We start from the raw sequence: 23898 nt of genomic DNA on the forward strand, positions 1-23898 counted from the left end.
TGCATGCGCCTGTTCCAACCCCTGCTGCTGTCGCTGGCCCTGTTGTCGCCAGCCGCCTTCGCCGAGCCCTACCAGGTGGAGCTGATTCTCTTCCAGCAGTCCGGCGACGCCGTGTTCGCCAGCCGCCCCGCGCCCGATGACTGGGCCAAGGGGGCGCAACCGCCGGGCCCGGACAGCTCGCGCCCCACGGCAATGGACGCCCAGGTCGCCAAGCTCAAGCAGAACGAAGGCTTCCAGGTCCTGATGCACAAGGCCTGGCGCCAGGAGATCGATGCCACCCCGGTGCGCATCGCCCTGACCGAAGGCGCCAAGCGTGACGGGCACTTCCCCGTGGAAGGCACCGTCACCCTCAGCCAACAGCGCTTCGTGAATACCCAGACCGACTTCTGGATCAACCAGTTCGGCCAGGACGGCCTGCTCACGGCCAGCCAGCACATGGTCCAGGAAGCCAGCCTGAAGAACAGCGTGCTGACCTACCTCGATCATCCCAGCCTGGGCATGCTGATCAAGGTTTCCCCCCTCAACGCCAAGCCTGCCTCCGCCCCGCCGCCCGGCATGGAAGACGAGGCGCCGACCGGCCCAGGCGCACCACAGCAGCAACCGGCGCCAGCCGCTCCGGCAGACGGCGGCTTCGACGCCCCGCCGCCGGCCCAGCCCGCGCAATGACGAAAAAGCCCGGCATCTGCCGGGCTTTTTCTTGCTCTTCGTAGGAGCGAGCTTGCTCGCGAACCGCCCGGCACCGTGCCGTGCAAGTTCGCGAGCAAGCTCGCTCCTACAGGAAACCATCAACTGACCAGGACGCGCCCCAACACCTCGCGCACCTTGCCGATGCCGTCGTGCAGCGCCTGTTCGATCTCCGCCATGGTGATGATACCGCTGGACTTGCCAGCCGCCGGGTTCACCACCAGCGACAGACAGGCGTACGGCATGTCCAGCTCGCGAGCCAGGGCGGCCTCGGGCATCCCGGTCATGCCGACGATGTCACAGCCGTCGCGCTCCAGCTTGGCGATCTCCGCCACCGTCTCCAGGCGGGGGCCCTGCGTCGCCGCATACACGCCGTGGCTGCTGTACGCAAAACCGAGAGCCTGCAGCGCAGCGATCAGCTTCTGCCGCAGCGGTTCGTCGTAGGGATGGCTGAAGTCGATGTGGGTGACATGGTCGATATCGCCGGCGAAGTACGTGTGTTCCCGGCCCCACGTATAGTCCACGATCTGGTGCGGCACGCAGAGATGGCCGCTGCCCATGGCAGCGTGGATGCCGCCCACGGCGTTCACCGCCAGGATGGCTTCGGCGCCGGCCTGCTGCAGCGCCCAGAGGTTGGCGCGGTAGTTCACCTGGTGCGGCGGGAAACGATGCGGGTGGCCGTGACGGGCAAGGAACAGCACCTCGCGCCCGGCAAACTCGCCGCGCTGGATCGCCGCCGAAGGCGTGCCGTAAGGCGTATCCAGTTCGATGGCGTCCTTCAGGGTCAGCCCTTCCAGCTGGGTCAGGCCGGTGCCGCCGATAATGGCGTAGACAGTCATGCTTCTATCCTCAAATTATCCCTGCGATCTCGCGAGCCAGCGCAGAACACGGCGGAAAGCGGGATCGGGCGCGGAGTTGACCTGATGTCAATGAACAGTCCGATCCCGCCTTCCAACGCCGTTATGCCGACGCGCAGCAGATCGCAATCAGTCGATCAGTTGTGCGGCGCGCAATTCGCCCACGGCCTGTTGCCAGCGCGGCAGCTGCTTGTATTCGGTGCCCGGCCAGGCCTTGGCGCGCATGCGCTGCAGACGCTGCGGCGCAGTCACCTTCAGGCGCTGCAGGGCGCTCAGGGCCAACTCGGCGGACGCGCGGTCATTGCACACCAGGCCCATGTCGCAGCCGGCATTGAGCGCGGCCTCGATACGATTGGCGGCATCGCCCACCACATGGGCGCCGGCCATCGACAGGTCGTCGCTGAAGATCACCCCGTCAAAGCCCAGCTCGCCGCGCAGGATGTCCTGCAGCCAGCGGCGTGAGAAACCGGCGGGGTTCGGATCGACCTGCGGGTAGATCACGTGGGCCGGCATCAAGGCATCCAGCTCACCAGCCAGGCGCTGGAACGGCACCAGGTCCACGGCGCGGATCTGCTCCAGCGTGCGTTCATCCTCGGGAATCCCCACATGGGAATCGACTTCCGCCCAGCCATGGCCGGGGAAGTGCTTGCCGGTGGCGGCCATGCCGGCGGCATGCATGCCACGGATGAAGGCGCCGGCCAGCGTGAGAGCCCGCTCGGGGTTGCCCTCGAAGGCACGGCTGCCGACCACGGCGCTGCGCTGGTGGTCCAGGTCCAGCACCGGGGCGAAGCTCAGGTCGAGCCCCACTGCGAGCACTTCGGTGGCCATCAGCCAACCGCACTGCTCCGCCAGCCGCTCGGCGTTGGGGTTATCCGCGATGGCGCGCATCGCCGGCAGCCGCAGGAAGCCCTGGCGCAGACGCTGCACGCGGCCACCCTCCTGGTCCACCGCCAACAGCAGATCAGGGCGCACCGCGCGGATGGAGGCCATCAGCTCGCGCACCTGGCGCGGCGATTCGATATTGCGGGCGAAGATGATCAGGCCGCCCACTTCCGGGTGGCGCAGGATCTGACGGTCCTCGGCGGTCAGCCAGGTGCCGCCGACATCGAGCATCAGGGAGCCTTGCATGTGCATTCCTTTCAGTTCAGTTGCGCCGTCTGCCACTGCGGACAGGCGGCCTCTTCGATTCGGACCCGGCAATGGAGGGGAACCCGCGGGAAGAGTTCCAGCAGGTCGTCATTGCGCAGGCGGATACACCCGTGGGACAGCGGCGTGCCCATGGGCTCGCAGTCCGGGGTGCCGTGCAGGTAGATGTAGCGGCGGAAGGTATCGACCTCGCCCAGCCGATTGCGCCCCGGCTCGCAGCCGCTGAGCCAGAGGATGCGCGAGAGGATCCAGTCGCGGCCGGGAAACGCTTCATGCAGCGCGGCCGTCCAGGTTTCGCCGGTCCAGCGTCGCCCCTTGAGCACAGCCCCCTTGGGCAACCCCTCGCCGATGCGCGCGCGAACCTGGTGCAGCCCGCGTGGCGTGCAGCCTGAGCCGTTGTGCTCCCCCGCGCCGTTGGCGGCGCTGGATATCGGAACGCGCACGACAAGACGCCCTGCGGCGAAGCCGTAGAGCATCTGGTCAGCAAGGGAAATATGAAGAAGATCGAGATCAGCCATGGCCGGCTACTGTAGCCGATCAGGCCGACGCAGCCCAGCGCGACGCCGGGCTATCTCAGACCTTGGCAGGAGCCTGAGAAGCGCTCGACTTGGTGCGCGGTTTGAGTTGCGCACCGGCCAGCGAAGGGTCGCTGACACCGCTGTCGGCACGCATGCCGGCAGCCAGGAACGGCACCATCAGGCGCATCACCTGCTCAATGGAGGTATTCACCCCGAAATCGTTCTCGGCCATGGCACGCAGCGCCTTGATACCGGACATGCTGAACACCGCGGTACCCAGCATGAAATGCACGCGCCAGAACAGCTCCAGCGGCGGCAAGCGCGGCGCGGATTCATGCACCAGCAGCATGTAGCGGCGGAATACCTTGCCGTAGACCTCTTCGAGGTATTTGCGCAGGTGGCCCTGGCTCTGGCTGAAGGCCAGCCCCAGCAGCCGCATGAAGATGGACAGGTCGTTGCCACTGCGCGGCTTGACGGCCATGGCCTGGATCACGAGCAGTTCCAGCAGCTCTTCCAGGGTGGCGCGCGGCGCATCGGGCTTGGCCTGGCGGCGGTCCAGCTCCTTTTCAAGGCTGGCGCAGAACGGGCCGAGGAAGCGCGAAAAGACCGCCTGGATCAGCGCCTTCTTCGAGCCGAAGTGATAGTTCACTGCTGCGAGGTTCACCCCCGCCTTGCTGGTGATCAAACGCAGGGAGGTTTCGGCGAAGCCTTTCTCCGCGAACAGCTGTTCCGCTGCATCCAGGATGCGTTCGACGGTTTCCGACTGGGCCATGGCTACTCCGCCTGACAAACACTTGTTTGAAACATACGTTTCAGCGTCTTCAATTGTCAAGCAAAGTGCGATGGATTGTCACCAATATCATGGCAATGCGACGAGACACCTTATGTACAGCAAGACGCTTGCCAAGGCCGCCAGGTTACATGCACGAACGTTCCATACCCAGTGCAGGCCAATAAAAGCATTGCCAGGCCGCCATCACTGTATATAATCCCAGGCACTGTATAAAAAGCCAGAGTATGGACATGCTGAAGCTCACGCCGCGCCAAGCCGAGATCCTCGCCTTCATCAAACGCTGCCTGGAAGCCAACGGCTACCCGCCCACCCGCGCGGAAATCGCCCAGGAACTCGGCTTCAAGTCGCCCAACGCCGCCGAGGAGCACCTCAAGGCCCTGGCCCGCAAAGGCGCCATCGAGATGACCCCGGGCGCTTCCCGCGGCATCCGCATCCCCGGCTTCGAGCCCAAGGCCGCCGCCAATGAAGACGAATTGCCGATCATCGGCCGCGTCGCCGCGGGCGCCCCGATCCTCGCCGAGCAGAACGTCGACGACACCTGCCGGATCAACCCGACCTTCTTCAATCCTCCCGCCGACTACCTGCTGCGTGTGCGCGGCCAGAGCATGAAGGACGTCGGCATCATGGACGGCGACCTGCTGGCCGTGCATGTCACCCGCGAGGCGCGCAACGGCCAGATCGTGGTGGCCCGCCTGGGTGAAGAGGTAACGGTGAAGCGCTTCAAGCGCGAAGGCAGCAAAGTCTGGCTGCTCGCCGAGAACCCGGAGTTCGCCCCCATCGAGGTCGATCTCAAGGAACAGGAACTGGTCATCGAAGGCTTGAGCGTCGGCGTGATCCGTCGCTGAACAGGAGACATCCATGCAGTACCCGCAGCCGCAGAACCTGCCGCAACTCCCGCTGTTCCAGGAAGCACTCTGGGCGAGCGGTACTGCTCCCCTGCTTCCGGAGCTGATGGACGATGAGCCCGCCGCCGAGGAAGGCGCCTTCAGTGAAATCGCCCTGCGCGGCCTTCCCGGCCAATGCCTGATGTTGCTGGCACCGATGCTCCGCGAGCTGAGCGAAGAAAGCGACTCGCGCTGGCTCACCCTGATCGCCCCGCCCGCCAGCCTGACTCCGGACTGGTTGCGCAAGGCCGGTCTCAACCGCGAGCGCATCCTGCTGCTGCCGGCGCGCGATCAGGCCGCTGCGCAAGCCCTGGCATGCGAGGCGTTGCGGCTGGGCAATAGCCATACCGTGGTGAGTTGGCTGAATCTCAACGAAAAAGCGCGCACGCAACTGTCCCGCGCCGCCGTTGCCGGCCAGGCGCAGAGCCTGAATATTCGTCTGGGTTGATCCGATCGAGGAAGCTTCGCCGCGAACACGGCGAAGCGCGGAACTCAATGCAGGACGCGCGGGCCTTCGTCGTCCATGCTCATGTCGCCGCCTTCGGCGAGACGACCGGCCATCTGCACACCGACATTGAACATCGCCTTGGCGATCTCGATGTGCTGGCCCTGCAGGAAGCCCTTGGCATCGGCGGAGAACTCCAGGGTCACCAGCGCCTCCTCCTCGTCCGCGCGACGCAGCACGATACGCCCGTCAGGCAGCTCGACAATTTCCAGAAATGAGGTTGGCATAGCGACGTTCTCCACAGCAGAACGCGTAGTGTAACAGCCACATCCGCTACACCCTAGCCAAAGCTTGCACGGACCGACCGGAAGGCCGGCGCAGTGTGAAATGGGAATCAGAGCTCGGTGAGCGACGCGCGGAAGCGCAGCACCAGTTCCTTGAGGGACTTGCGCCAGCTTTCCAGCTCATCGTTACCCAGCTCGGCCGGCGCCTCGTCGTCGACATTCACCGCTTGAATCAGCGGCTGGGTCGGATCGACCTTGGCTTTCTTCGGCTCGCTCGGCGGCTGGAACAGCGCGGCATAGGCAGCCAGCAGGCGCCCCAGCCAGGCTTCCGGCGATTGCGCCAGCTCGACCATTTCCGCCAGCTCCGGGCTGGGCGCGGCGGCCAGCACCTCGGCATTGAGCAACTGGTCGACGCGCGGCGCACCCGCCTGGGGCAGGCGGTAATAACCGGCAATTTCATGGGCCACGCCCAGCACCGCTCCGTAGAGATGGAACAGCGCCGCTTCGCGCTCGGCCTGGATGCGCGCCTGGGCATTCATCGCGCGCGCCGTTTCGGCGTTGCGCCAGGCTTCCAGGGCAAGGCCGGCGAAGAACAGCTTCTGATTGGTGCGGGTATAGAGTTCGTTCGCCATGACCTGAGCCCTCTGCAGTCGACGTCGGCAGTATAAGCGCGCCCCGCCTGGGCTGGGCGCGCCTTCCATCAGCGCTTGTCTTCGACCTTCCACTTGCCGCCGTCGAAGAACGCACGCCAGCCGGTGGGCTTGCCATCGACTTCGGACTGCACGTACTGCTCCTTGGTCTTGCGGCTGAAGCGGATCACCGCCGGGCGGCCATCCGGGTCCTTCGCCGGAGCGGCGAGCAGGAAGTGGTACTTCGGATCCAGCTCATCCTTGTGCGGCAGCAGTTCGGCCACCAGCGGAGCACGGGTCTCGCGGTTCTTCGGGAACTGGCTGGCGGCCAGGAACAGGCCGGAAGCGCCGTCACGCAGTACGTAGATGTCGTCCACCTTCTCGCACTTGAGTTCCGGCATGCGGATGGCGTCCATCTTCGGCGGCGCAGGCTCGCCGTTCTTGAGCAGCTTGCGAGTGTTCTTGCAGGTCGGGTTGGTGCAGCCGAAGAACTTGCCGAAGCGGCCGGTCTTGAGCTGCATCTCGCTGCCACACTTGTCGCATTCCAGGCTCGGGCCTTCGTAGCCCTTGATGCGGTACTGGCCTTCTTCGATCTCATAGCCGGCGCAATCCGGGTTGTTGCCACAGATGTGCAGCTTGCGCTTCTCGTCGACCAGGTAGGCGTCCATCGCGGTGCTGCAGATCGGGCAGCGGTGCTTGCCACGCAGTACGCGGGATTCGGATTCGCCTTCGTCATCCGCGGCGATTTCGTCGCCCGGAATCAGGTTGACGGTGGCCTTGCAGCGCTCCTTGGGCGGCAGGCTGTAGCCCGAGCAGCCGAGGAACACGCCGGTGGAGGCGGTACGGATCATCATCGGCCGGCCGCACTCGCGGCAGGGGATGTCGGTCAGGGTCGGCTGGTTGGCGCGCATGCCGTCGTTGGCAGCCTCGGCCAGGTCGAGTTTCTTGCGGAAGTCGCCATAGAACTCGTCCAGCACGTTTTTCCAGTCGCGCTCGCCCTGGGCCACGTCATCGAGGTTCTCTTCCATGCCGGCGGTGAAGCCGTAGTCCATGAGGTTGGAGAAGCTCTCGTTGAGGCGGTCGGTGACGATGTCGCCCATCTTTTCCGCGTAGAAACGGCGGTTATGGGTGGTGACGTAGCCACGTTCCTGGATGGTGGAGATGATCGCCGCGTAGGTGGACGGACGGCCGATGCCGCGCTTTTCCAGCTCCTTGACCAGGCTGGCTTCGGAGAAGCGCGCCGGCGGCTTGGTGAAGTGCTGGCTCGGGTCGAGCTTGAGCAGCTTCATGGCGTCGCCCTGGTTCATTTCCGGCAGGACGTCGTCCTCGCCCGGCTTGCTCTGCTGCGGCAGCACCTTGGTATAGCCGTCGAACTTGAGGATGCGGCCCTTGGCGCGCAGCTCGAAGTCACCGGCAGCGGCGCTGACGGTGGTGGACAGGTACTCGGCCGGCGGCATCTGGCAGGCCACGAACTGGCGCCAGATGAGGTCGTACAGACGCTCGGCGTCGCGCTCCATGCCCGACAGCTGGGTCGGACGCAGGTTGACGTCGGAAGGACGAATCGCTTCGTGCGCTTCCTGGGCGCCTTCCTTGCTGGAGTAGAAATTCGGCTTGGCCGGCAGGTACTTCTTGCCGAACTCGCTGTCGATGAAGCCGCGCACCATGTCGATGGCGTCGGCCGACAGGTTGGTCGAGTCGGTACGCATGTAGGTGATGTAGCCGGCCTCGTAGAGACGCTGTGCCATCATCATGGTCTTCTTCACGCCGAAGCCCAGGCGGTTGCTCGCGGCCTGCTGCAGGGTGGAGGTGATGAAGGGCGCCGAGGGCTTGCTGGAAGTCGGCTTGTCCTCGCGCTTGGCGATGCTGTAGCTGGAGGCCTTGAGTTTCTCCAGCGCGGCATTGGCCTGGGCTTCGTTCAGCGGCTTGAAGGCTTCGCCCTTCTCGCGCACCACTTCGAAGCGGACCTTGTCGTTCTTCGGGGTGGCGAGGTCGGCGTGGACTTCCCAGTACTCTTCCGGGACGAAGGCGCGGATTTCGCGCTCACGCTCGACCACCAGCTTCACCGCTACCGACTGCACGCGGCCGGCAGACAGGCCGCGGGCGATCTTTGCCCACAGCAGCGGCGAGACCATGTAGCCCACCACGCGGTCGAGGAAGCGGCGAGCCTGCTGGGCATTCACGCGGTTGATATCCAGCTCGCCGGGCTGGGAGAAGGCCTCCTGGATGGCCTTCTTGGTGATTTCGTTGAAGACCACGCGCTTGTAGCGCGAGTCGTCGCCGCCGATGGCCTCGCGCAGGTGCCAGGCAATGGCCTCCCCTTCGCGGTCCAAGTCGGTTGCGAGATAGATGGTGTCGGCGTCCTTGGCCAGGCGGCGCAGTTCCTCGATCACCTTTTCCTTGCCCGGCAGGATCTCGTACTTGGCCTTCCAGCCGTGCTCCGGATCAACGCCCATGCGGGTGAAGAGCTGGCGCTTGGCCTTCTCCTTCGGCGACAGGGCCGGCGCTTCGGCGGCAGCCTTGCGTCCTTTGGCCGCAGGCTCCTTGGCAGCGGAAGAGCCGCTGGTGGGCAGGTCGCGGATGTGGCCGATGCTCGACTTCACCACGTACTGGTTGCCCAGGTACTTGTTGATGGTCTTGGCCTTGGCCGGTGATTCCACGATGACCAGCGATTTACCCATGGATCGGAAGATTCCTGCGTCGAAAAGATGAATTTATAAGGAGGGAGGAGCTAGGAGCGGCACCGCTATATATAGTGGCGGTCGCGCCAAGGTCAAGCTTGGGTTTCGCCGGACGGGCCAGTCAGAAGCCCCAGCGGATCCTCTTCGGCGCTCACCAGGGCGAAGCGCGGGACCTTCTCGCCATTCACGTCCACCGCCTCGGTGAACATGCTCAGCGGGCGCACCCAGAGGCCGAATTCGCCGTACAGCGCCTGGTAGATCACCAGCTCTTCCTCGGTTTCCGAATGCCGGGCGACGCCGAGCACACGGTACTGCTGTCCCTTGTAATGTCGATACAGTCCGGGCTGCAAGTGCATGTCGGTTCCCCTCGGCCGGCCAAAAGGCGGCGATTGTGCTCATTGCGCGGCCGCCGGGCAATCCCCGCCCGACAAAAACGAAAGCCGGGGCACAAGGCCCCGGCTCTCCCATCGACGAAAGCTTAGACGCGTTCGAAGACGGTGGTGATGCCCTGGCCCAGGCCCACGCACATGGTGGACACGCCCAGGGTACCGCCGTTCTGTTTCATCACGTTCAGCAGGGTGCCGGAGATACGCGCACCGGAGCAGCCGAACGGGTGACCCAGGGCGATGGCGCCGCCGTGCAGGTTGACCTTCTCTTCCATCTTGTCGAGCAGCTTGAGGTCCTTGAGCACCGGCAGGGCCTGTGCAGCGAAGGCTTCGTTGAGCTCGAAGAAGTCGATGTCGTTGATGGTCAGGCCGGCGCGCTTGAGCGCCTTGTTGGTCGACGGAACCGGGCCGTAGCCCATGATCGCCGGATCAACGCCCGCCACTGCCATGGCGCGAACCACGGCCATCGGCTGCACGCCGAGGTCCTGGGCGCGCTGGGCGCTCATGACGATCATGCAGGAAGCGCCGTCGGTGATCTGCGAGGAAGTACCCGCCGTCACGGTGCCGCCCTTCGGGTTGAAGGCTGGCTTCAGGGCCGCCAGGCTTTCCAGGGTGGTTTCCGGACGGATGGTTTCGTCGAAGTCGAAGACCTTCAGGAAGCCATTCTCGTCGTAGCCTTCCATCGGGATGATTTCGTCTTTGAATTTGCCTTCCTGGGTCGCTTTCCAGGCCAGCTGGTGCGAACGCACGCCGAACTTGTCCTGCGCCTCGCGGGTGATGCCGTGCATCTTGCCCAGCATTTCGGCGGTCAGGCCCATCATGCCCGACGCCTTGGCGGCGTAGAGGGACATGTGCGGGTTCGGATCGACGCCGTGCATCATGCCGACGTGGCCCATGTGCTCCACGCCGCCGATGACGAAGACGTCACCGTTGCCGGTCTGGATCGCCTGCACGGCGGTGTGCAGGGCGCTCATGGACGAGCCGCACAGGCGGCTGACGGTCTGGCCGGCGCTGGTGTGCGGGATCTGGGTCATCAGCGACGCCATGCGCGCGATGTTCCAGCCCTGCTCCAGGGTCTGGTTCACGCAGCCCCAGATCACGTCCTCGACTTCTGCCGGGTCGATCTTCGGGTTGCGTGCCAGCACGCTGCTGATCAGGTGCGCGGACATGTTCTCCGCGCGGGTGTTGCGGTGCATGCCACCCTTCGAACGGCCCATCGGGGTGCGGCCGAAGTCGACAATGACGGCGTCTCTCGGATTCAGGCTCATAAATTCACTCTCGCTCTATTCGTTGCGCACTCAACCGAAGAACTTCTGGCCGTTCTTGGCCATTTCACGCAGCTTCGCGGTCGGGTGGTACAGCGCACCCAGGTCGGCGTACTTGTCGGCCAGTGCGACGAATTCGGCCACACCGATGGAGTCGATGTAACGCAGGGCACCGCCACGGAAGGGAGGGAAGCCGATGCCGTAGATCAGGCCCATGTCGGCCTCGGCAGCGGTCTCGACGATGCCGTCTTCCAGGCAGCGCACGGTTTCCAGGCACAGCGGGATCATCATGTAGTTGACGATGTCCTCGTCGGTCAGCTCGCGCTGCTCGGTGACGATGGACTTCAGCAGCTCATAAGCCTGCGGATCGGAGACTTTCTTCGGCTTGCCGCGCTTGTCGGTCTCGTAGGCGTAGAAGCCCTTGCCGTTCTTCTGGCCCAGGCGGTTGGCCTCGTACATCACGTCGACGGCGGTCTTGCCTTCCACCGCCATGCGGTCCGGGAAGCCTTCAGCCATCACGTCACGGCCGTGGTGGCCGGTGTCGATGCCGACCACGTCGGACAGGTAGGCCGGGCCCATGGGCCAGCCGAACTTCTCCATGATCTTGTCGATGCGCACGAAGTCCACACCGAAGCCCAGCAGCTTGGAGAAGCCGCCGAAATACGGGAACAGCACGCGGTTGACCAGGAAGCCGGGGCAGTCATTCACCACGATGGGGTTCTTGCCCATCTTCTTGGCGTAGGCCACGGTGGTGGCGACGGCGACGTCGCTGGACTTCTCGCCACGGATGACTTCCACCAGCGGCATCATGTGCACCGGGTTGAAGAAGTGCATGCCGACGAAGTTCTGCGGACGCTTGAGCGCCTTGGCCAGCAGGTTGATGGAGATGGTGGAGGTGTTGGATGCGAGGACCGCATCTTCCTTCACGACGCCTTCAACTTCTGCCAGAACGATCTGCTTGACCTTCGGATTCTCGACCACGGCCTCGACGACGATGTCGACGTTGCCGAAGTCGCCGTAGGACATGGTCGGGCGAATGGCGTTCAGCGCCTCGGCCATCTTGGCCGGGGTCATGCGGCCTTTTTCGACGCGCTTGCCCAGCAGCTTCGCGGCTTCGTTCAGACCCATCTGGATACCCTCTTCGCGGATATCCTTCATCAGGATCGGAGTGCCCTTGGAAGCGGACTGGTAGGCGATGCCGCCACCCATGATGCCGGCGCCCAGTACGGCGGCCAGTTTCACGTCCTTGGCGATTTCGTCGTACTGCTTGGCCTTCTTCTTCAGGTCCTGGTCGTTGAGGAACAGGCCGATCAGGCTCTGCGCAACCGAGGTCTTGGCCAGTTTCACGAAGCCCTGGGCTTCGATTTCCAGCGCCTTGTCACGACCGAAGTTGGCGGCTTTCTGGATCGACTTGATGGCTTCGACCGGTGCCGGGTAGTTCGGGCCAGCCTGGCCGGCTACGAAGCCCTTGGCAGTTTCGAAGGCCATCATCTGCTCGATGGCGTTCAGCTTGAGCTTTTCCAGCTTCGGCTGACGACGGGCCTTGTGGTCCAGCTCGCCGGCGATGGCGCGCTTGACCAGGTCGATAGCGGCGTCCTGGAGTTTTTCCGGTGCCACGACGGCATCGACGGCGCCGACTTTCAGCGCGTCTTCAGCCTTGTTTTCCTTGCCCGAGGCAATCCACTCGACGGCGTTGTCGCAGCCGATCAGGCGCGGCAGGCGAACGGTGCCGCCGAAGCCCGGGTAGATGCCCAGCTTCACTTCCGGCAGGCCGACCTTGGCGGTGGCGCTCATGACACGGAAGTCGGCAGCCAGGCACATTTCCAGACCGCCGCCCAGGGCGATGCCGTTGATCGCGGCCACGGTCGGAACGTTCAGGTCTTCGAAGTCGCTGAAGATCTTGTTGGCTTCGAGGTTGCCCGCCAGCAGCTCTTCATCGGGCAGCTTGAAGTTGTCGACGAACTCGGTGATGTCGGCGCCGACGATAAATACGCCTTTGCCGCTGGTCACGATCACGCCCTTGACGGACGCATCGGCCTTGATGGTATCGACTGCTTGGCGCAGTTCATTCAGGGTGAGTCGGTTGAACTTGTTGACGGACTCGCCCTTGAGGTCGAAATTCAGCTCGACGATGCCGCTCTCAAGAGCCTTAACCGTGATGGCTTTACCTTGGTAAATCATCAACTGATCTCCACGCTAGGGAAGCTTGAAATCACACGTCGGACACCGTGTATCGGGACCGTTCGGCAGCGCCGAGGATAGTCCCAAAGCTGGCGGCACACCCGCCGACGCGATAGCCGGGGCGTTATGATTGGATCCTTCGCGCGTGGCAAACGATCGATTCATACGCCCGTTTGATTTGGGTGCGCCCACCTTCTAGCAAAAGCCAATGCTTGTCAATCGGCGAGACGTAACAGTCGCAATGCGGCCGGGGCGTCTGGGGCGGAGCATTCAGCGCAGCCCTGATGCCCTATTCATCATGCCTATCGTGACACTTGCCACCTGGCACCGACGTCCCGGCAGCCACTGTTCAAACCCCATGGCCCGCGCTAGAGTCGGGCGCAATGGCGATCTGCCTTCTGCCAACGCCGGCGGACGCCTGGAACCTGGATACAAAACAACAAGAAGCCCATGGCTCCAAGGAGTTGGAACGATGCCCAGCCGTCCGCTTGTGCGTCTGCTGTCTGCGCTCGCGCTCACCACCCTGCCCCTCTTCGCTGCCGCCGACGCCGCCAGCGACCTGCTCAACGTCCACCAGACGCGCCTCGCCGCCCAGCGCAGCCTCGGCGATTTCTTCATGTTCAACGCGATGGAAGGCGACCAGAAGTACGCCAAGATGGTCGAGGCCTCGTCGCAGAACGCAAGCGACGCCCTGGGCAAGCTCGGGGAAATGCCCGGCAACGAATCGAAGAAGCTCAAGGCCGAATTGCAGGACGAGTGGAAGGCCTACGCCGGCCAGCTGAAGGCCCTCACCGGCGCGCTGGACAAGAGGGGCTATACCGACCTGCAACCGGTAGCCGATCTCGCCGCACAGAACCGCGAGCTGCTGGAGACCGCCGAGCAGCTCTATACGAAGATTCAGGAGGAAAGCGGCAGCAAGGTACCGCCACTGACCCAGCAGACCCGCGAGCAGAGCCTGCTGATGCAGGACATCGCGGTGGACTATGCCTCGCGCAACGCCTCGGTGGGCGCCAGCTTCTTCGGTGGCGGCGAAGAACGCCCGCTGGACGACCTGGCCAACCGTTTCGCGATCAACCTGGTGAAGCTGCAACAGGCGCCGCAAACCACGCCGGAGATCGGCCAGGAGTTGCGCGGCGTGGCGATCAAGTGGCGTTACATCGAGAAGTCGTTGCAGAACTACAACCAGAACAGCGTGCCCTTCCTGATCAACAAGTACTCCGACCGCATCATCGAGGACCTGGAGAAAGTCTCCGGCCTCTACGCGGCGCAGCAGAGCTGATCGCTTCAGGCATGCTGTTTAAGGAAGGTGGCGACCCGTTCGAGGTCGCTGCTGTCGCCCCGCTCACCCCAGTACAACGCCAGGAACTGGGGCGTCGCCTCGACCATGTAGACGTCCCTGGGCAGGCTGGCCAGTGCCTGCGCCAGTTCGGCCGGGGCGCTCGCCTCGCGCCAGCGGTCCAGCCAGACGCCGGGCGCGCTCTGCCAGTAGCACCAGACATCGCGATTCCTGCCGCGGGCGCGGTGGTATTGCGCGCACTGCCGCGGCGGCTGTCGCTCCAGCCAGTGCGGCCACTCCTGCTGCGCCATCTGCATCGCCAGGCCCAGGCGCCGCGCCTGCAGGCGCAGGTCCATCTGCCCGCGCTGGCCGCGCGAGGGGATCAGCCAGGTCAGCGGGCTGAGCACCAGTGCGATGAGAAGAATTACCATCCAGGTGGTCATATCGGTTATACCGGTCAACAGGTCAAGCACGGCCATTAGGGCCATACTGATTAATAACGAGTCCCCCGGAGGAGACGTTCATGCCCTACCAACACATTCTGGTCGCCGTCGACCTAACCGAGGAATGCGATCCGGTGATGAAACGGGCGGTCGCGCTGGCCAAGGCCAACGATGCCCGGCTCTCGGCGGTGCATGTGGTCGAACCCATGGCGATGGCCTTCGGCGGCGACGTGCCGATGGACCTGTCGATGCTGCAACAACAGCAGTTCGACCAGGCCAAGGAGCGCCTGCACCAGTTCACCCTGACCTACGCCGAAATCACCAGCTCCCAGTGCCACCTGGTCTACGGCCAACCCCGCCAGGAAATCCACCGACTCGCCGACGAGCAGGACTGCGACCTGATCGTCGTCGGCAGCCATGGCCGCCACGGCCTCGCCCTGCTGCTGGGCTCGACCGCCAACGATGTGCTGCACGGCGCGCCCTGCGACGTTCTTGCCGTGCGCCTGCAGAAAACCAGCTGAGACAGCTTCAGCAAACGGCGGGCCCTGCGGGGCCCGCTTCGTTTCAGGCGCCGAGCATGTCCCCGCTCATCAACAGCGGCCGCACCTTCTGCAACTGCGCCTCCAGCGAATAGCTCATGCTCGACGCCATGGAGAAGAAGCTGAGGAAGGCCTTCAGGTTCGAGTCGCCCTCGCAGGTCTCGTGAATCCGCTGCCAGAACGCCTGGTTCACCAGCTGCAACTGCTGGAATTGTTTCACCAGCCCCTTCAGCTCCCAGTCCGCATGCCGTCCCTCGCGGAAATTGAAATACTGCCGCATCAGGTACAGCGACACCGCGCGCAGGATGAATTCCTGGTTGCTGGCGAACGGCAGGTGCTGCTGCGCCATGGGCTTGAGCTTGCCCAGCAGCGGGCAGGCGCTGGTGGCCATGATCACCCCCAGCAGTGCGCGCAGGCCCTCTTCCAGGCCGACCTGCTTGGTGTACTCGCGCTCCGGCGTGCGGACTTGCACCGCCACCTTCTTGAACGCCGGCAACCCACGGAAATCCTCGATCACCCGGTGCAGATCCACCGCCGCCGGGCAATGGCTGTGCTGCGCCGGGTTCAGCGGGCAGTTGCTGCAGCGGTTGTTCTCAAGACGCGTCCAGCGCGGGGTCTTGGCAGCTATCTGCGGGTCGTACTGACGCTCCAGCTCGATGCGGTATCTGAACTCGTGCTCATCATCCAGGGTGATGCGGTACTCAATTGCCATTCGGCCATCCCTTAGAACCTATTCAAAATCTGCTGCGCGTCGGCATCACGGCGTTAAAAAAGGCTCGGAAGCTGCTTGCAGCTAACGCACTTTAGTGTGGCCCTGAAAGGGCGAGCGGAGCGAGTCATGCTCATTTACAGCACGTAAACTCCGCTTCCTCGCCTGTTTTTGCCTTGTTCTGCTCTAGCTCGCAAGATTCTGAACAGGCTCTGACAGTCTTTGATCAGCGATACGCACGGGCACACCGCTGGACCGAACGGATCACTCTTCCAGTTCGGCCCAACGCTCGATCAGCCGGTCCAGTTCTTCCTGCAGGGTACCCAGGCGCGCCAGGGCGGCCTGGGCTTCGTCCTGCGGTCGCTGGTAGAAGTCCGGCGACGCGGTTTCTGCCTGCAACGCGGCCAGCTCGCCTTCCAGGGCGTCGATCTGCCCGGGGATGGCCTCCAGTTCGCGTTGCAGCTTGTAGCTCAGTTTTTTCTTCGGCGCGGCGTCTGCCGGTGCGCTCACCGGCGCCGGCTGCTCGACCACGGGGGCGGCGGCAGGCTTGTCGCCCTTCTCCTCCCCCACGCCCAGCAACTTCGGCGAGCCGCCCTGGCGCAGCCAGTCCTGGTAGCCACCGACGAATTCGCGCACGCGCCCTTCACCCTCGAACACCAGGGTGCTGGTCACCACGTTGTCGAGGAAGGCCCGGTCGTGGCTGACCATCAGCACGGTGCCATCGAAGGTCAGCAGTACCTCTTCCAGCAGTTCCAGGGTTTCCACGTCCAGGTCGTTGGTCGGCTCGTCCAGCACCAGCAGGTTGGCCGGCTTGCTGAACAGTTTGGCCAGCAACAGGCGTGCCCGCTCGCCGCCGGAGAGCGCCTTCACCGGGGTACGGGCGCGCTGGGGGGAGAACAGGAAGTCGCCCAGGTAGCTGAGCACGTGGCGGTTCTGGCCGTTGATGGTGATGAACTCGCGACCTTCGGCGATGTTGTCGATGACGGTCTTTTCCGGCTCCAGCTGGTGACGCAGCTGGTCGAAATAAGCCACTTCCAGGCGGGTGCCTTCCTTGACGCTGCCCGACGTCGGCTGCAGGTCGCCCAGCAGCAGCTTGAGCAGCGTGGTCTTGCCGGTACCGTTGGCGCCCAGCAGGCCGATACGATCGCCGCGCTGCAGCACCAGGGAAAAGTCACGGATCAAGGCAGGGCCGCCCGGGTGGGCGAAGCCGGCGTTCTCGACGACGATCACCTGCTTGCCAGACTTTTCCGCCGTCTCCAGCTGGAAGCTGGCCTTGCCCTGGCGCTCGCGGCGCTCGGCGCGCTCGTTGCGCATGGCCTTGAGCGCGCGCACTCGGCCTTCGTTACGGGTGCGGCGCGCCTTGATGCCCTGGCGGATCCACACTTCTTCCTGGGCCAGGCGCTTGTCGAACAGCGCGTTGGCCGCCTCTTCCGCCGCCAGTTCCTGCTCTTTATGCACGAGGAAACTGGCGTAGTCGCCATTCCAGTCGATCAGGTGGCCGCGGTCCAGTTCGAGAATGCGGGTGGCCACGGCCTGCAGGAAGGCGCGGTCGTGGGTGATGAACAGCACGGCACCGGGGAAGTCCGCCAGGGCGTTTTCCAGCCAGGCGATGGCGCCGATGTCCAGGTGGTTGGTCGGCTCGTCCAGCAGCAGCAGGTCGGGCTCGGCGACCAGCGCCTGGGCCAGCAGCACGCGGCGGCGCCAGCCACCGGAGAGCTCGGCGAGGGTCTTGTCGGCCGGCAGTTGCAGGCGGCTCAGCGTGGTGTCCACCAGCTGGCCGAGGCGCCAGCCGTCGCGGGCTTCCAGCTCCTGCTGGACGCGGGCGAGCTTGGCCAGGTCCTCCTCGGTCTCGATGTGCATGCTCAGGTGGTGGTAGCGGGCCAGCAGCTCGCCCACTTCGGCCAGGCCTTCGGCGACCACGTCATAGACGGTGCGTTCGTCGGCGCGCGGCAGTTCCTGCGGCAGCTCGCCGATCTTCAGCGCCGGGGCGCGCCAGATGTCGCCGTCGTCGGGCTTCTGCTCGCCCTTGACCAGCTTGAGCATGCTCGACTTGCCGGTGCCGTTGCGGCCAATGACGCACACCCGCTCACCCCGGGCGATCTGCCAGGACACCTTATCCAGCAGCGGAGTGGTGCCAAAGGCAAGGGACACGTCGGTGAACTTGAGCAGGGTCATTGGGTATCTCCACAAACAGGGCGCGCAGTTTAAGGGAAAGCGCGCAAAAGTCAGAGGGTCGCACACAATCTCGCGCAGCGAGACAGGCGTCCGCCTTTGCGCCCTGCGTCCGTGGCGGCGCTTTCACCGCCTGCGCGCAACAGGCTAAGCTAGGTGGCAGCGGGCGCGCGCCATCCAGCGCCCACCGATCATCTTCCCGGAAGAGCCATGCGCGGTCGCCTTTTTTCCCTGTTTTCCTGCCTGATCCTCAGCCTGTCCGCTTCGACAGTTAACGCAGCGTCCCTGCCCCAGCAGCGCCAGATGTACGACGAGGCGCAGAAGGCCTTGGCGCGCGGCGACAGCGGCCCCTATTTCGCTTATCAATCGGCCCTGGCCGATTATCCGCTGCAGCCCTACCTCGCCTACGACGAACTGACCAACCGCCTGAAAAGCGCCAGCAACGCCGAGATCGAGCGCTTCATCGAGCAGCACGGCGACCTGCCGCAGATCAACTGGCTGAAACTGCGCTGGATGCGCCAGCTGGCCGATCGCGGCGACTGGAACACCTTCGTGCGCTATTACGACCCGAAGATGAACTTCACCGAGCTGGACTGCCTCTACGGCCAGTACCAGCTCGGCCACGGCAACAAGGCCGATGGCTACGCCACCGCCGAGAGGCTCTGGCTGGTGGGCAAGCCGCAGCCTGATGCCTGCGACACCACCTTCGCCCTGTGGCAGGCCGACGGCCAGCTCACCGAGGAGAAGGTCTGGAAGCGCCTGAAGCTGGCCGCCGAAAAGGGCAACTACAGCCTTGCCACGGTGCTTTCCAAGCGCCTGCCGACCCTGGGCAGCCAGGGCGCGCTGATGGTCAACGTCGCACAGAACCCGTCGCAACTGAGCCAGACCACGCGCTTCAGTGCCCGGGACCACGCCACCGCCGACGTCGTCGGCCTGGGCCTGCGTCGCCTCGCCAAGCAGGACCCGGAAAAGGCCATCAGCCTGCTGGACTACTACAGCTCGGTGCTGCCCTTCTCCAGCGACGAGCAGGTGTCCATTGCCCGCGAGATCGGCCTGAGCCTGGCGCGCCGCTACGACCCGCGCGCCCTGCCGATGATGGTCAAGTACGACCCGCAGCTGCGCGACGACACCGTCACCGAATGGCGTCTGCGCCTGCTGCTGCGCCTGGGCCGCTGGCAGGAGGCCTACGACCTGACCCGCGCCCTGCCGCCGTCGCTGGCCGAGACCAACCGCTGGAAGTACTGGCAGGCGCGCTCCCTGCAACTGGCGCAGCCGCAGAACAAGCAGGCCGTCAGCCTGTACCAGCCGGTGGCCGGCGAGCGCGACTTCTACGGCTTCCTCGCCGCCGACCGGATCAACGCCCCCTACCAGTTGAACAACCGGCCGGTAGCGCCGGATGCGGGCACGATGCAGCGCGTGCGCAACGCACCGAGTACCCGCCGCGCCCTGGAGTTCTACGCCCGCGGCGAAATCATCAACGCCCGCCGCGAGTGGTACCACGCCGCCCGCCACCTGAGCCACGACGAGCTGCTGGCCCAGGCGAAGATCGCCTACGACATGCAGTGGTACTTCCCGGCGATCCGCGCGATCAGCCAGGCGAAGTACTGGGACGATCTCGACATCCGCTTCCCCATGGCCTACCGCAACACCCTGGTGCGCGAGGCACGCAACCGCGGCCTGCATTCGAGCTGGGTATTCGCCATCACCCGCCAGGAAAGCGCCTTCATGTCCGATGCGCGTTCCGGCGTCGGCGCCACCGGCCTGATGCAACTGATGCCCGGCACCGCCAAGGAAACCTCGAAGAAATTCGGCATCCCCCTGGCTTCGCCGCAGCAACTGATCGTGCCGGACGTGAACATCCAGCTGGGCGCTGCGTACCTGAGCCAGGTGCACGGCCAGTTCAACGGCAACCGCGTGCTTGCCACCGCCGCTTACAACGCCGGCCCCGGCCGCGTGCGCCAGTGGCTGAAGGACGCGCGCCACCTGGCGTTCGACGTCTGGGTCGAGACCATTCCGTTCGACGAGACCCGCGCCTACGTGCAGAACGTGCTGTCCTACGCGGTGATCTACGGGCAGAAGCTCAACGCACCGCAGCCCATCGTCGACTGGCACGAACGCTTCTTCGACGAACTCTGACCATCCCCGCCCGGCACCTGCCGGGCGGTTTTCATCCCCTAAAGGAAAAGGAAATTCCCATGCGCCAGCCCCTTCTCTCCCTCACCGTCCTGGCTGCCGGCCTGCTCAGCGCAGGCCATGCCCTCGCCGCCTGCGAGAAGCCGCGCAATGCCTTCGACAGCGTGTACTGCCTGAGCACCGAATACGCCCAGGTGGACCGCGAGCTGAACAATGAATTCGGCACCCTGCGCAAGATGCTCAACGACGGCCAGAAGGCCGCGCTGAAGAAGAGCCAGATCGCCTGGATCAAGGACCGCGACGCCCAGTGCAGCTACGAGCGCGACGGCGGCTACTTCGTCAACCTGCAATGCGCGGTGGACAAGACCAACGAACGCCTGGCCGTGCTGCGTGAGCGTGAGCGCGAGTGCCAGAGCACCGGTTGCGTCGACGCCAAGCTGTAACGCCCTGGAGCTACCTGTGGGCGCGAGGGGGACGCCATCGTTATTGCTCGCGAACGCTGTTCGCCTGACGCATTGGCCTCAGGCGGGTTCGCGAGCAAGCTCGCTCCTACAGGGAATCCCCAGCGCGGCGCAGCGCCCGGCTGCGCCCTACTCCAGGACTTCCACGTCCATGCCCACGCGCAGCGCGCCGCCGTTCAGGGCAATCAGGTTCTGCCCGAACAGGGCCTCGCCATTGACGTTGCGGTAGTCCAGCAGGGTCGCCAGCGGTTCACGGGCGGCATCGCGCTCGCCGGTGTGCGGGTCGATGGTAGTGAGGATGCAGCGCGAGCACGGCTTGGCCACCTTGAAGGTAACCTCGCCGATGCGGATGCGCTTCCAGCCGTCTTCAGCGAAGGGCTCGGCGCCCGTCACCACCAGGTTCGGGCGGAAGCGCAGCATCTCCAGCGGACGGCCAACCCGAGCCGAGAGGTCGTCCAGCGATCCCTGGCCGATCAGCAGCAGCGGGAAACCATCGGCGAAGTGCACCTGCTCGCCAGGTTCGGCGTACGCGGTATCCACCTGCCGGGCGCGCTGCTCGGGCATCTGCACCAGGCGCACGTCGCGGCCGAGGAAGGTGCTCAGCCACTGGGCAGCCGCCTCGCCGGCGTCCGGCACCTGCAGCGTGTCGCGCCAGATCAGCACGCCGCGCAGGTTGTCGTCACGGCCGGGCACGTTCACCAGCAGGTCCTCCATGCCGGGCGCACGCAGACGCAGGGCGGCGAAATCGTCCTGCCAGCGCGCCTCGATGCGGCCCATCTGCGGCAGCAGGCGCTGCGTGAGGAAGCGGCCGTTGGACGCCTCCACCACCAGCCAGCGTCGATCCCCTTCCAGGCCCAGCGCGTCCAGGCGGACGGACTCCAGCGGCTCGTAAGCGGTGGATTTGACCGGGTAGCGGTAGAGCGCGCTCAGGCTGTACATGGGAAGCTTCCTTTCATGCAGGCGAAAGCGACCTTATACGGCGTGGGACGGGCGACTAGCAATGGGCATTGCGGTGGCGAGCATGGGGCGCCCAGACAGACGCCTGCCACTGACGGAGCAGGAAGAAGGGACTTCGCGGAGAAGCTCCGCTCCTACGGTGATACTCCAGCGCTCGGGCCGCCCTCACCCTAACCCTCTCCCAGAGGGAGAGGGGACCGTTTGGTGCAAGTGCAACCACAGCGTCAGCCGGCACAATCTTCTCCCTCTCCTTCTGGAAGAGGGCTGGGGTGAGGGGGAAGCGTCGGCACAAACCTGCCGGAAAGAAGCCCATTGCCCCTATAAGAGCGGGCGGCTGTTCCCTGTAGGAGCGAGCTTGCTCGCGAACCGCTTGATGCCTGTGGGTCCCGCGGAATGCGTTCGCGAGTAAGCTCGCTCCTACGAAGAGCCGGGTTGGATCAGGCCGGGACTTTCTGCAACCGCCGACGCACCACTTCCACCAGTTGGTCCGGCTGGAACTTGGAGAGGAAGTCGTCGCAACCGACCTTCTTCACCATGGCATCGTTGAAGCTGCCCGACAGCGAGGTGTGCAGCACCACGTAGAGTTCGCGCAGGCGCGGGTCGTTGCGGATCTCGGTGGTCAGCCGGTAGCCGTCCATTTCCGGCATCTCAGCGTCGGTGAAGACCATCAGCAACTTCTCGTCCATGTCATTGCCTTCGTCCGCCCAGCGCTTGAGCTGGTTGAGCGCACGCAGGCCATCGGTGGCCACGTGCAGGCGCAGGCCGAGCTGGGTCAGGGTGTCGCGCAGCTGGGAGATGGCGACGCTGGAGTCGTCCACCACCAGCACTTCGCGGCCACGGGTCTGGCTGAGCAGCGCGTCGTCCAGGCGGTCGCTGGAAACGCGGGTGTTCATCGGCACGATCTCGGCCAGCACCTTCTCCACGTCGATGATCTCCACCAGGCGGTCGTCCACCTTGGTGATGGCCGTCAGGTAGTGCTGACGGCCGGCGCCACCGGGCGGCGGCTGGATCGACTCCCAGTTGAGGTTGAGGATGCGCTCCACCCCACCCACGAGGAAGGCCTGCACCGAGCGGTTGTACTCGGTGACGATGATGGTGCTGTTGGCATCGGGGGTCAGCGCGCGCATGCCGATGGCGCGCGACAGGTCGATGACCGGCAGCGTCTGGCCGCGCAGGTTGATCACCCCGCAGATCATCGGGTGGCGCTGCGGGATCAGGGTCAGGCGCGGCAGCTGCAGCACTTCCTGCACCTTGAACACGTTGATCGCGAATTGCTGCCGCCCGGCCAGGCGGAAGACCAGGATTTCCAGGCGGTTCTCGCCTACCAGTTGGGTGCGTTGATCGACAGTGTCGAGAATACCGGCCATGCCTGCTCCAGATTCGGAATGAGTCGTGCGGGAACGCTATCGGCTGAATCCTGAGGAACAAGATACTGGCCGTGCGCCATCATGCACGACTTGCCCGGTCCGGGCCAGACCGATCAGCCCTCCGGCAGGCCGAGCCGCCCAGTGGACGAGAGCAACGGCGAATCCGCCGGCAGGTGCATGGAGAGGGCCGCCGGGCGCACTTCGAAGCGCAGCTTGTTGCCTTCCAGCGGTTCGCCGTCGAGGTTCACGTCCAGCCCCTCGCGGGCCTCCACCTCGACCCAGGGCAGGCGCGCGCGAATGAACACGTCCTGGGTGCCGAGCCCGCCGCCGAGCAACGCGCCGAGGGTGCCGACCATGTCCTGGGGCGTGGGCAGGATGCTCACATCGAGCAACCCATCATCCGCCGTGGCCTGCGGACAGAGCACGTGGCCGCCACCCGCCTGCCGGCCATTGCCGATGCCCAGGGCGAGGAATTCACCTTCCCAGCTGAAATCCGGCCCGGTGAAGCGCCCCTGCGCCGCATGCACCTCGGAAAACCGCGTCAGCCCGGTAAGCAGGTACGCCGCGCCGCCGAGCAGCTTCTTCAGCTCTTCCGGGGTATTGGCCGTGACCTTCGAGCCGAAGCCGCCGGTGGCCATGTTGAGGAACATCTGCCCGTCCACTTCGCCCAGGTCGATGGGCCGCGCCGGCAGTTCCAGCAGCGCCAGCGCGGCGGCCGGCTCCAGCGGCACGCCGGCGGCGCGGGCGAAGTCGTTGGCGGTGCCCAGCGGCAGGATCGCCAGGCTGGCCGCGCCACCGGCCTGGGCCAGGGCCTCGGCCACGTCCCGCACGGTGCCGTCGCCGCCACCGGCAATCAGCGTGGTGTAGCCCGCCGCCAGGCCCTCTTCCACCAGCCGCCGGGCGTCGCCGCCCTCCCAGGTCACCCTGACATCCAGCGTCTGCCCTGCTTCACGCGCGGCCTGCACGGCGGCACGCACCTCGTCGTTGGCGGCTTGCTTGCCATGCAGGATCAGCAGGGCCTTGGGTGGGGTCATGGTGGGTTTCCTCCCGGTGAGTCCGTTGGTTATGACTCAGACTAGCGCGAGGAAATT

Annotated in this window: 23 protein-coding genes; 7 read left to right on the top strand and 16 right to left on the bottom strand. The window is 65.1% G+C overall.

The window, feature by feature from the left end; genetic code table 11:
• Positions 1–3 precede the first annotated feature (3 nt).
• A complete protein-coding gene (locus ACNFIA_RS27745; RefSeq protein WP_416790209.1) occupies positions 4–666 on the top strand; it encodes a CsiV family protein in 663 nt (220 codons plus the stop codon).
• Positions 667–785: 119 nt separating this feature from the next.
• On the opposite strand, the gene ACNFIA_RS27750 is transcribed toward ACNFIA_RS27745, so the two are convergent.
• The 4 genes from ACNFIA_RS27750 to ACNFIA_RS27765 all read right to left on the bottom strand — a co-directional run bounded on the left by ACNFIA_RS27750 (position 786) and on the right by ACNFIA_RS27765 (position 3977).
• Positions 786–1523 (bottom strand): S-methyl-5'-thioinosine phosphorylase, encoded by a 738-nt coding sequence (locus ACNFIA_RS27750; protein WP_416790211.1) that lies wholly within the window; start codon positions 1521–1523, stop codon positions 786–788.
• A 147-nt stretch (positions 1524–1670) separates the two neighbouring features.
• On the bottom strand, positions 1671–2669 hold the full coding sequence (nagZ, locus tag ACNFIA_RS27755; protein WP_416790213.1) for a beta-N-acetylhexosaminidase: 999 nt from the start codon (positions 2667–2669) through the stop codon (positions 1671–1673).
• A gap of 11 nt (positions 2670–2680) precedes the next feature.
• Positions 2681–3205, bottom strand: coding sequence for a L,D-transpeptidase family protein (locus tag ACNFIA_RS27760; protein ID WP_416790214.1), 525 nt, complete (start codon positions 3203–3205; stop codon positions 2681–2683).
• A 55-nt stretch (positions 3206–3260) separates the two neighbouring features.
• The gene (locus ACNFIA_RS27765) at positions 3261–3977 is read right to left on the bottom strand and encodes a TetR/AcrR family transcriptional regulator (RefSeq protein ID WP_259756154.1); all 717 of its coding nucleotides are present in this window, start codon (positions 3975–3977) and stop codon (positions 3261–3263) included.
• A 251-nt stretch (positions 3978–4228) separates the two neighbouring features.
• Here ACNFIA_RS27765 and lexA point away from each other — a divergent pair, with 251 nt between their 5' ends.
• Together lexA and sulA are read left to right on the top strand one after the other, a co-directional pair.
• Entirely contained in the window at positions 4229–4843 is a 615-nt protein-coding gene (gene lexA / locus ACNFIA_RS27770; RefSeq protein WP_259756156.1) for a transcriptional repressor LexA, read from the top strand.
• Between the two features lie 13 nt (positions 4844–4856).
• Positions 4857–5330 (top strand): SOS-induced cell division inhibitor SulA, encoded by a 474-nt coding sequence (gene sulA, locus ACNFIA_RS27775; protein ID WP_416790216.1) that lies wholly within the window; start codon positions 4857–4859, stop codon positions 5328–5330.
• A gap of 44 nt (positions 5331–5374) precedes the next feature.
• On the opposite strand, the gene ACNFIA_RS27780 is transcribed toward sulA, so the two are convergent.
• The 6 genes from ACNFIA_RS27780 to fadB form a co-directional block, all read right to left on the bottom strand.
• Positions 5375–5614, bottom strand: a complete 240-nt coding sequence (locus tag ACNFIA_RS27780; RefSeq protein WP_045211682.1) for a hypothetical protein — start codon at positions 5612–5614, stop codon at positions 5375–5377.
• A 107-nt stretch (positions 5615–5721) separates the two neighbouring features.
• Positions 5722–6243, bottom strand: a complete 522-nt coding sequence (locus tag ACNFIA_RS27785; RefSeq protein WP_259756161.1) for a DUF6586 family protein — start codon at positions 6241–6243, stop codon at positions 5722–5724.
• A 68-nt stretch (positions 6244–6311) separates the two neighbouring features.
• Positions 6312–8918 carry a type I DNA topoisomerase gene (topA, locus tag ACNFIA_RS27790; RefSeq protein WP_416790218.1) on the bottom strand — a complete coding sequence of 869 codons (2607 nt, stop codon included), beginning with the start codon at positions 8916–8918 and terminating at the stop codon, positions 6312–6314.
• A gap of 92 nt (positions 8919–9010) precedes the next feature.
• Positions 9011–9274 carry a DUF1653 domain-containing protein gene (locus tag ACNFIA_RS27795; protein WP_416790221.1) on the bottom strand — a complete coding sequence of 88 codons (264 nt, stop codon included), beginning with the start codon at positions 9272–9274 and terminating at the stop codon, positions 9011–9013.
• Positions 9275–9396: 122 nt separating this feature from the next.
• Entirely contained in the window at positions 9397–10572 is a 1176-nt protein-coding gene (fadA, locus tag ACNFIA_RS27800; protein WP_259756166.1) for an acetyl-CoA C-acyltransferase FadA, read from the bottom strand.
• Between the two features lie 30 nt (positions 10573–10602).
• Positions 10603–12750 (bottom strand): fatty acid oxidation complex subunit alpha FadB, encoded by a 2148-nt coding sequence (fadB, locus tag ACNFIA_RS27805; protein ID WP_259756168.1) that lies wholly within the window; start codon positions 12748–12750, stop codon positions 10603–10605.
• 472 nt (positions 12751–13222) lie between these two features.
• On the opposite strand from fadB, the gene ACNFIA_RS27810 reads away from it, so the two are divergent.
• Positions 13223–14029, top strand: coding sequence for a hypothetical protein (locus ACNFIA_RS27810; protein ID WP_416790224.1), 807 nt, complete (start codon positions 13223–13225; stop codon positions 14027–14029).
• Between the two features lie 5 nt (positions 14030–14034).
• Here ACNFIA_RS27810 and ACNFIA_RS27815 read toward each other — a convergent pair whose 3' ends face one another.
• Entirely contained in the window at positions 14035–14469 is a 435-nt protein-coding gene (locus ACNFIA_RS27815; protein WP_259756171.1) for a hypothetical protein, read from the bottom strand.
• 80 nt (positions 14470–14549) lie between these two features.
• Here ACNFIA_RS27815 and ACNFIA_RS27820 point away from each other — a divergent pair, with 80 nt between their 5' ends.
• Positions 14550–14990: a universal stress protein gene (locus ACNFIA_RS27820; protein WP_024766849.1), complete on the top strand. Its 441-nt coding sequence runs from the start codon at positions 14550–14552 to the stop codon at positions 14988–14990.
• A 43-nt stretch (positions 14991–15033) separates the two neighbouring features.
• Here ACNFIA_RS27820 and ACNFIA_RS27825 read toward each other — a convergent pair whose 3' ends face one another.
• Together ACNFIA_RS27825 and ACNFIA_RS27830 are read right to left on the bottom strand one after the other, a co-directional pair.
• Positions 15034–15720, bottom strand: coding sequence for a DUF6901 family protein (locus tag ACNFIA_RS27825; protein WP_416790225.1), 687 nt, complete (start codon positions 15718–15720; stop codon positions 15034–15036).
• A 261-nt stretch (positions 15721–15981) separates the two neighbouring features.
• Positions 15982–17892 (bottom strand): ATP-binding cassette domain-containing protein, encoded by a 1911-nt coding sequence (locus tag ACNFIA_RS27830; protein WP_416790227.1) that lies wholly within the window; start codon positions 17890–17892, stop codon positions 15982–15984.
• 207 nt (positions 17893–18099) lie between these two features.
• On the opposite strand from ACNFIA_RS27830, the gene ACNFIA_RS27835 reads away from it, so the two are divergent.
• Together ACNFIA_RS27835 and ACNFIA_RS27840 are read left to right on the top strand one after the other, a co-directional pair.
• On the top strand, positions 18100–20025 hold the full coding sequence (locus ACNFIA_RS27835) for a transglycosylase SLT domain-containing protein (RefSeq protein ID WP_416790229.1): 1926 nt from the start codon (positions 18100–18102) through the stop codon (positions 20023–20025).
• A 59-nt stretch (positions 20026–20084) separates the two neighbouring features.
• Positions 20085–20465, top strand: coding sequence for a lysozyme inhibitor LprI family protein (locus ACNFIA_RS27840; RefSeq protein WP_416790231.1), 381 nt, complete (start codon positions 20085–20087; stop codon positions 20463–20465).
• Positions 20466–20612: 147 nt separating this feature from the next.
• Here the strand turns inward: ACNFIA_RS27840 and ACNFIA_RS27845 are convergent, their stop codons facing one another.
• The 3 genes from ACNFIA_RS27845 to yegS form a co-directional block, all read right to left on the bottom strand.
• A complete protein-coding gene (locus tag ACNFIA_RS27845; protein WP_416790232.1) occupies positions 20613–21422 on the bottom strand; it encodes an MOSC domain-containing protein in 810 nt (269 codons plus the stop codon).
• Between the two features lie 455 nt (positions 21423–21877).
• The gene (locus tag ACNFIA_RS27850; RefSeq protein ID WP_259756182.1) at positions 21878–22807 is read right to left on the bottom strand and encodes a chemotaxis protein CheV; all 930 of its coding nucleotides are present in this window, start codon (positions 22805–22807) and stop codon (positions 21878–21880) included.
• 113 nt (positions 22808–22920) lie between these two features.
• Positions 22921–23841: a lipid kinase YegS gene (gene yegS / locus ACNFIA_RS27855; RefSeq protein ID WP_416790234.1), complete on the bottom strand. Its 921-nt coding sequence runs from the start codon at positions 23839–23841 to the stop codon at positions 22921–22923.
• Positions 23842–23898: the final 57 nt, after the last annotated feature.

This window comes from Pseudomonas sp. NY15437, assembly GCF_048068435.1.
GTDB lineage: Bacteria > Pseudomonadota > Gammaproteobacteria > Pseudomonadales > Pseudomonadaceae > Pseudomonas > Pseudomonas nitroreducens_B.

Excerpts from the sequence above, each read along its gene's own strand:
- ACNFIA_RS27745 (WP_416790209.1), top strand. The coding sequence starts at position 4 with ATGCGCCTGTTCCAACCCCTGCTGCTGTCGCTGGCCCTGTTGTCGCCA.
- ACNFIA_RS27750 (WP_416790211.1), bottom strand. The coding sequence starts at position 1,523 with ATGACTGTCTACGCCATTATCGGCGGCACCGGCCTGACCCAGCTGGAA.
- nagZ (WP_416790213.1), bottom strand. The coding sequence starts at position 2,669 with ATGCAAGGCTCCCTGATGCTCGATGTCGGCGGCACCTGGCTGACCGCC.
- ACNFIA_RS27760 (WP_416790214.1), bottom strand. The coding sequence starts at position 3,205 with ATGGCTGATCTCGATCTTCTTCATATTTCCCTTGCTGACCAGATGCTC.
- ACNFIA_RS27765 (WP_259756154.1), bottom strand. The coding sequence starts at position 3,977 with ATGGCCCAGTCGGAAACCGTCGAACGCATCCTGGATGCAGCGGAACAG.
- lexA (WP_259756156.1), top strand. The coding sequence starts at position 4,229 with ATGCTGAAGCTCACGCCGCGCCAAGCCGAGATCCTCGCCTTCATCAAA.
- sulA (WP_416790216.1), top strand. The coding sequence starts at position 4,857 with ATGCAGTACCCGCAGCCGCAGAACCTGCCGCAACTCCCGCTGTTCCAG.
- ACNFIA_RS27780 (WP_045211682.1), bottom strand. The coding sequence starts at position 5,614 with ATGCCAACCTCATTTCTGGAAATTGTCGAGCTGCCTGACGGGCGTATC.
- ACNFIA_RS27785 (WP_259756161.1), bottom strand. The coding sequence starts at position 6,243 with ATGGCGAACGAACTCTATACCCGCACCAATCAGAAGCTGTTCTTCGCC.
- topA (WP_416790218.1), bottom strand. The coding sequence starts at position 8,918 with ATGGGTAAATCGCTGGTCATCGTGGAATCACCGGCCAAGGCCAAGACC.
- ACNFIA_RS27795 (WP_416790221.1), bottom strand. The coding sequence starts at position 9,274 with ATGCACTTGCAGCCCGGACTGTATCGACATTACAAGGGACAGCAGTAC.
- fadA (WP_259756166.1), bottom strand. The coding sequence starts at position 10,572 with ATGAGCCTGAATCCGAGAGACGCCGTCATTGTCGACTTCGGCCGCACC.
- fadB (WP_259756168.1), bottom strand. The coding sequence starts at position 12,750 with ATGATTTACCAAGGTAAAGCCATCACGGTTAAGGCTCTTGAGAGCGGC.
- ACNFIA_RS27810 (WP_416790224.1), top strand. The coding sequence starts at position 13,223 with ATGCCCAGCCGTCCGCTTGTGCGTCTGCTGTCTGCGCTCGCGCTCACC.
- ACNFIA_RS27815 (WP_259756171.1), bottom strand. The coding sequence starts at position 14,469 with ATGACCACCTGGATGGTAATTCTTCTCATCGCACTGGTGCTCAGCCCG.
- ACNFIA_RS27820 (WP_024766849.1), top strand. The coding sequence starts at position 14,550 with ATGCCCTACCAACACATTCTGGTCGCCGTCGACCTAACCGAGGAATGC.
- ACNFIA_RS27825 (WP_416790225.1), bottom strand. The coding sequence starts at position 15,720 with ATGGCAATTGAGTACCGCATCACCCTGGATGATGAGCACGAGTTCAGA.
- ACNFIA_RS27830 (WP_416790227.1), bottom strand. The coding sequence starts at position 17,892 with ATGACCCTGCTCAAGTTCACCGACGTGTCCCTTGCCTTTGGCACCACT.
- ACNFIA_RS27835 (WP_416790229.1), top strand. The coding sequence starts at position 18,100 with ATGCGCGGTCGCCTTTTTTCCCTGTTTTCCTGCCTGATCCTCAGCCTG.
- ACNFIA_RS27840 (WP_416790231.1), top strand. The coding sequence starts at position 20,085 with ATGCGCCAGCCCCTTCTCTCCCTCACCGTCCTGGCTGCCGGCCTGCTC.
- ACNFIA_RS27845 (WP_416790232.1), bottom strand. The coding sequence starts at position 21,422 with ATGTACAGCCTGAGCGCGCTCTACCGCTACCCGGTCAAATCCACCGCT.
- ACNFIA_RS27850 (WP_259756182.1), bottom strand. The coding sequence starts at position 22,807 with ATGGCCGGTATTCTCGACACTGTCGATCAACGCACCCAACTGGTAGGC.
- yegS (WP_416790234.1), bottom strand. The coding sequence starts at position 23,841 with ATGACCCCACCCAAGGCCCTGCTGATCCTGCATGGCAAGCAAGCCGCC.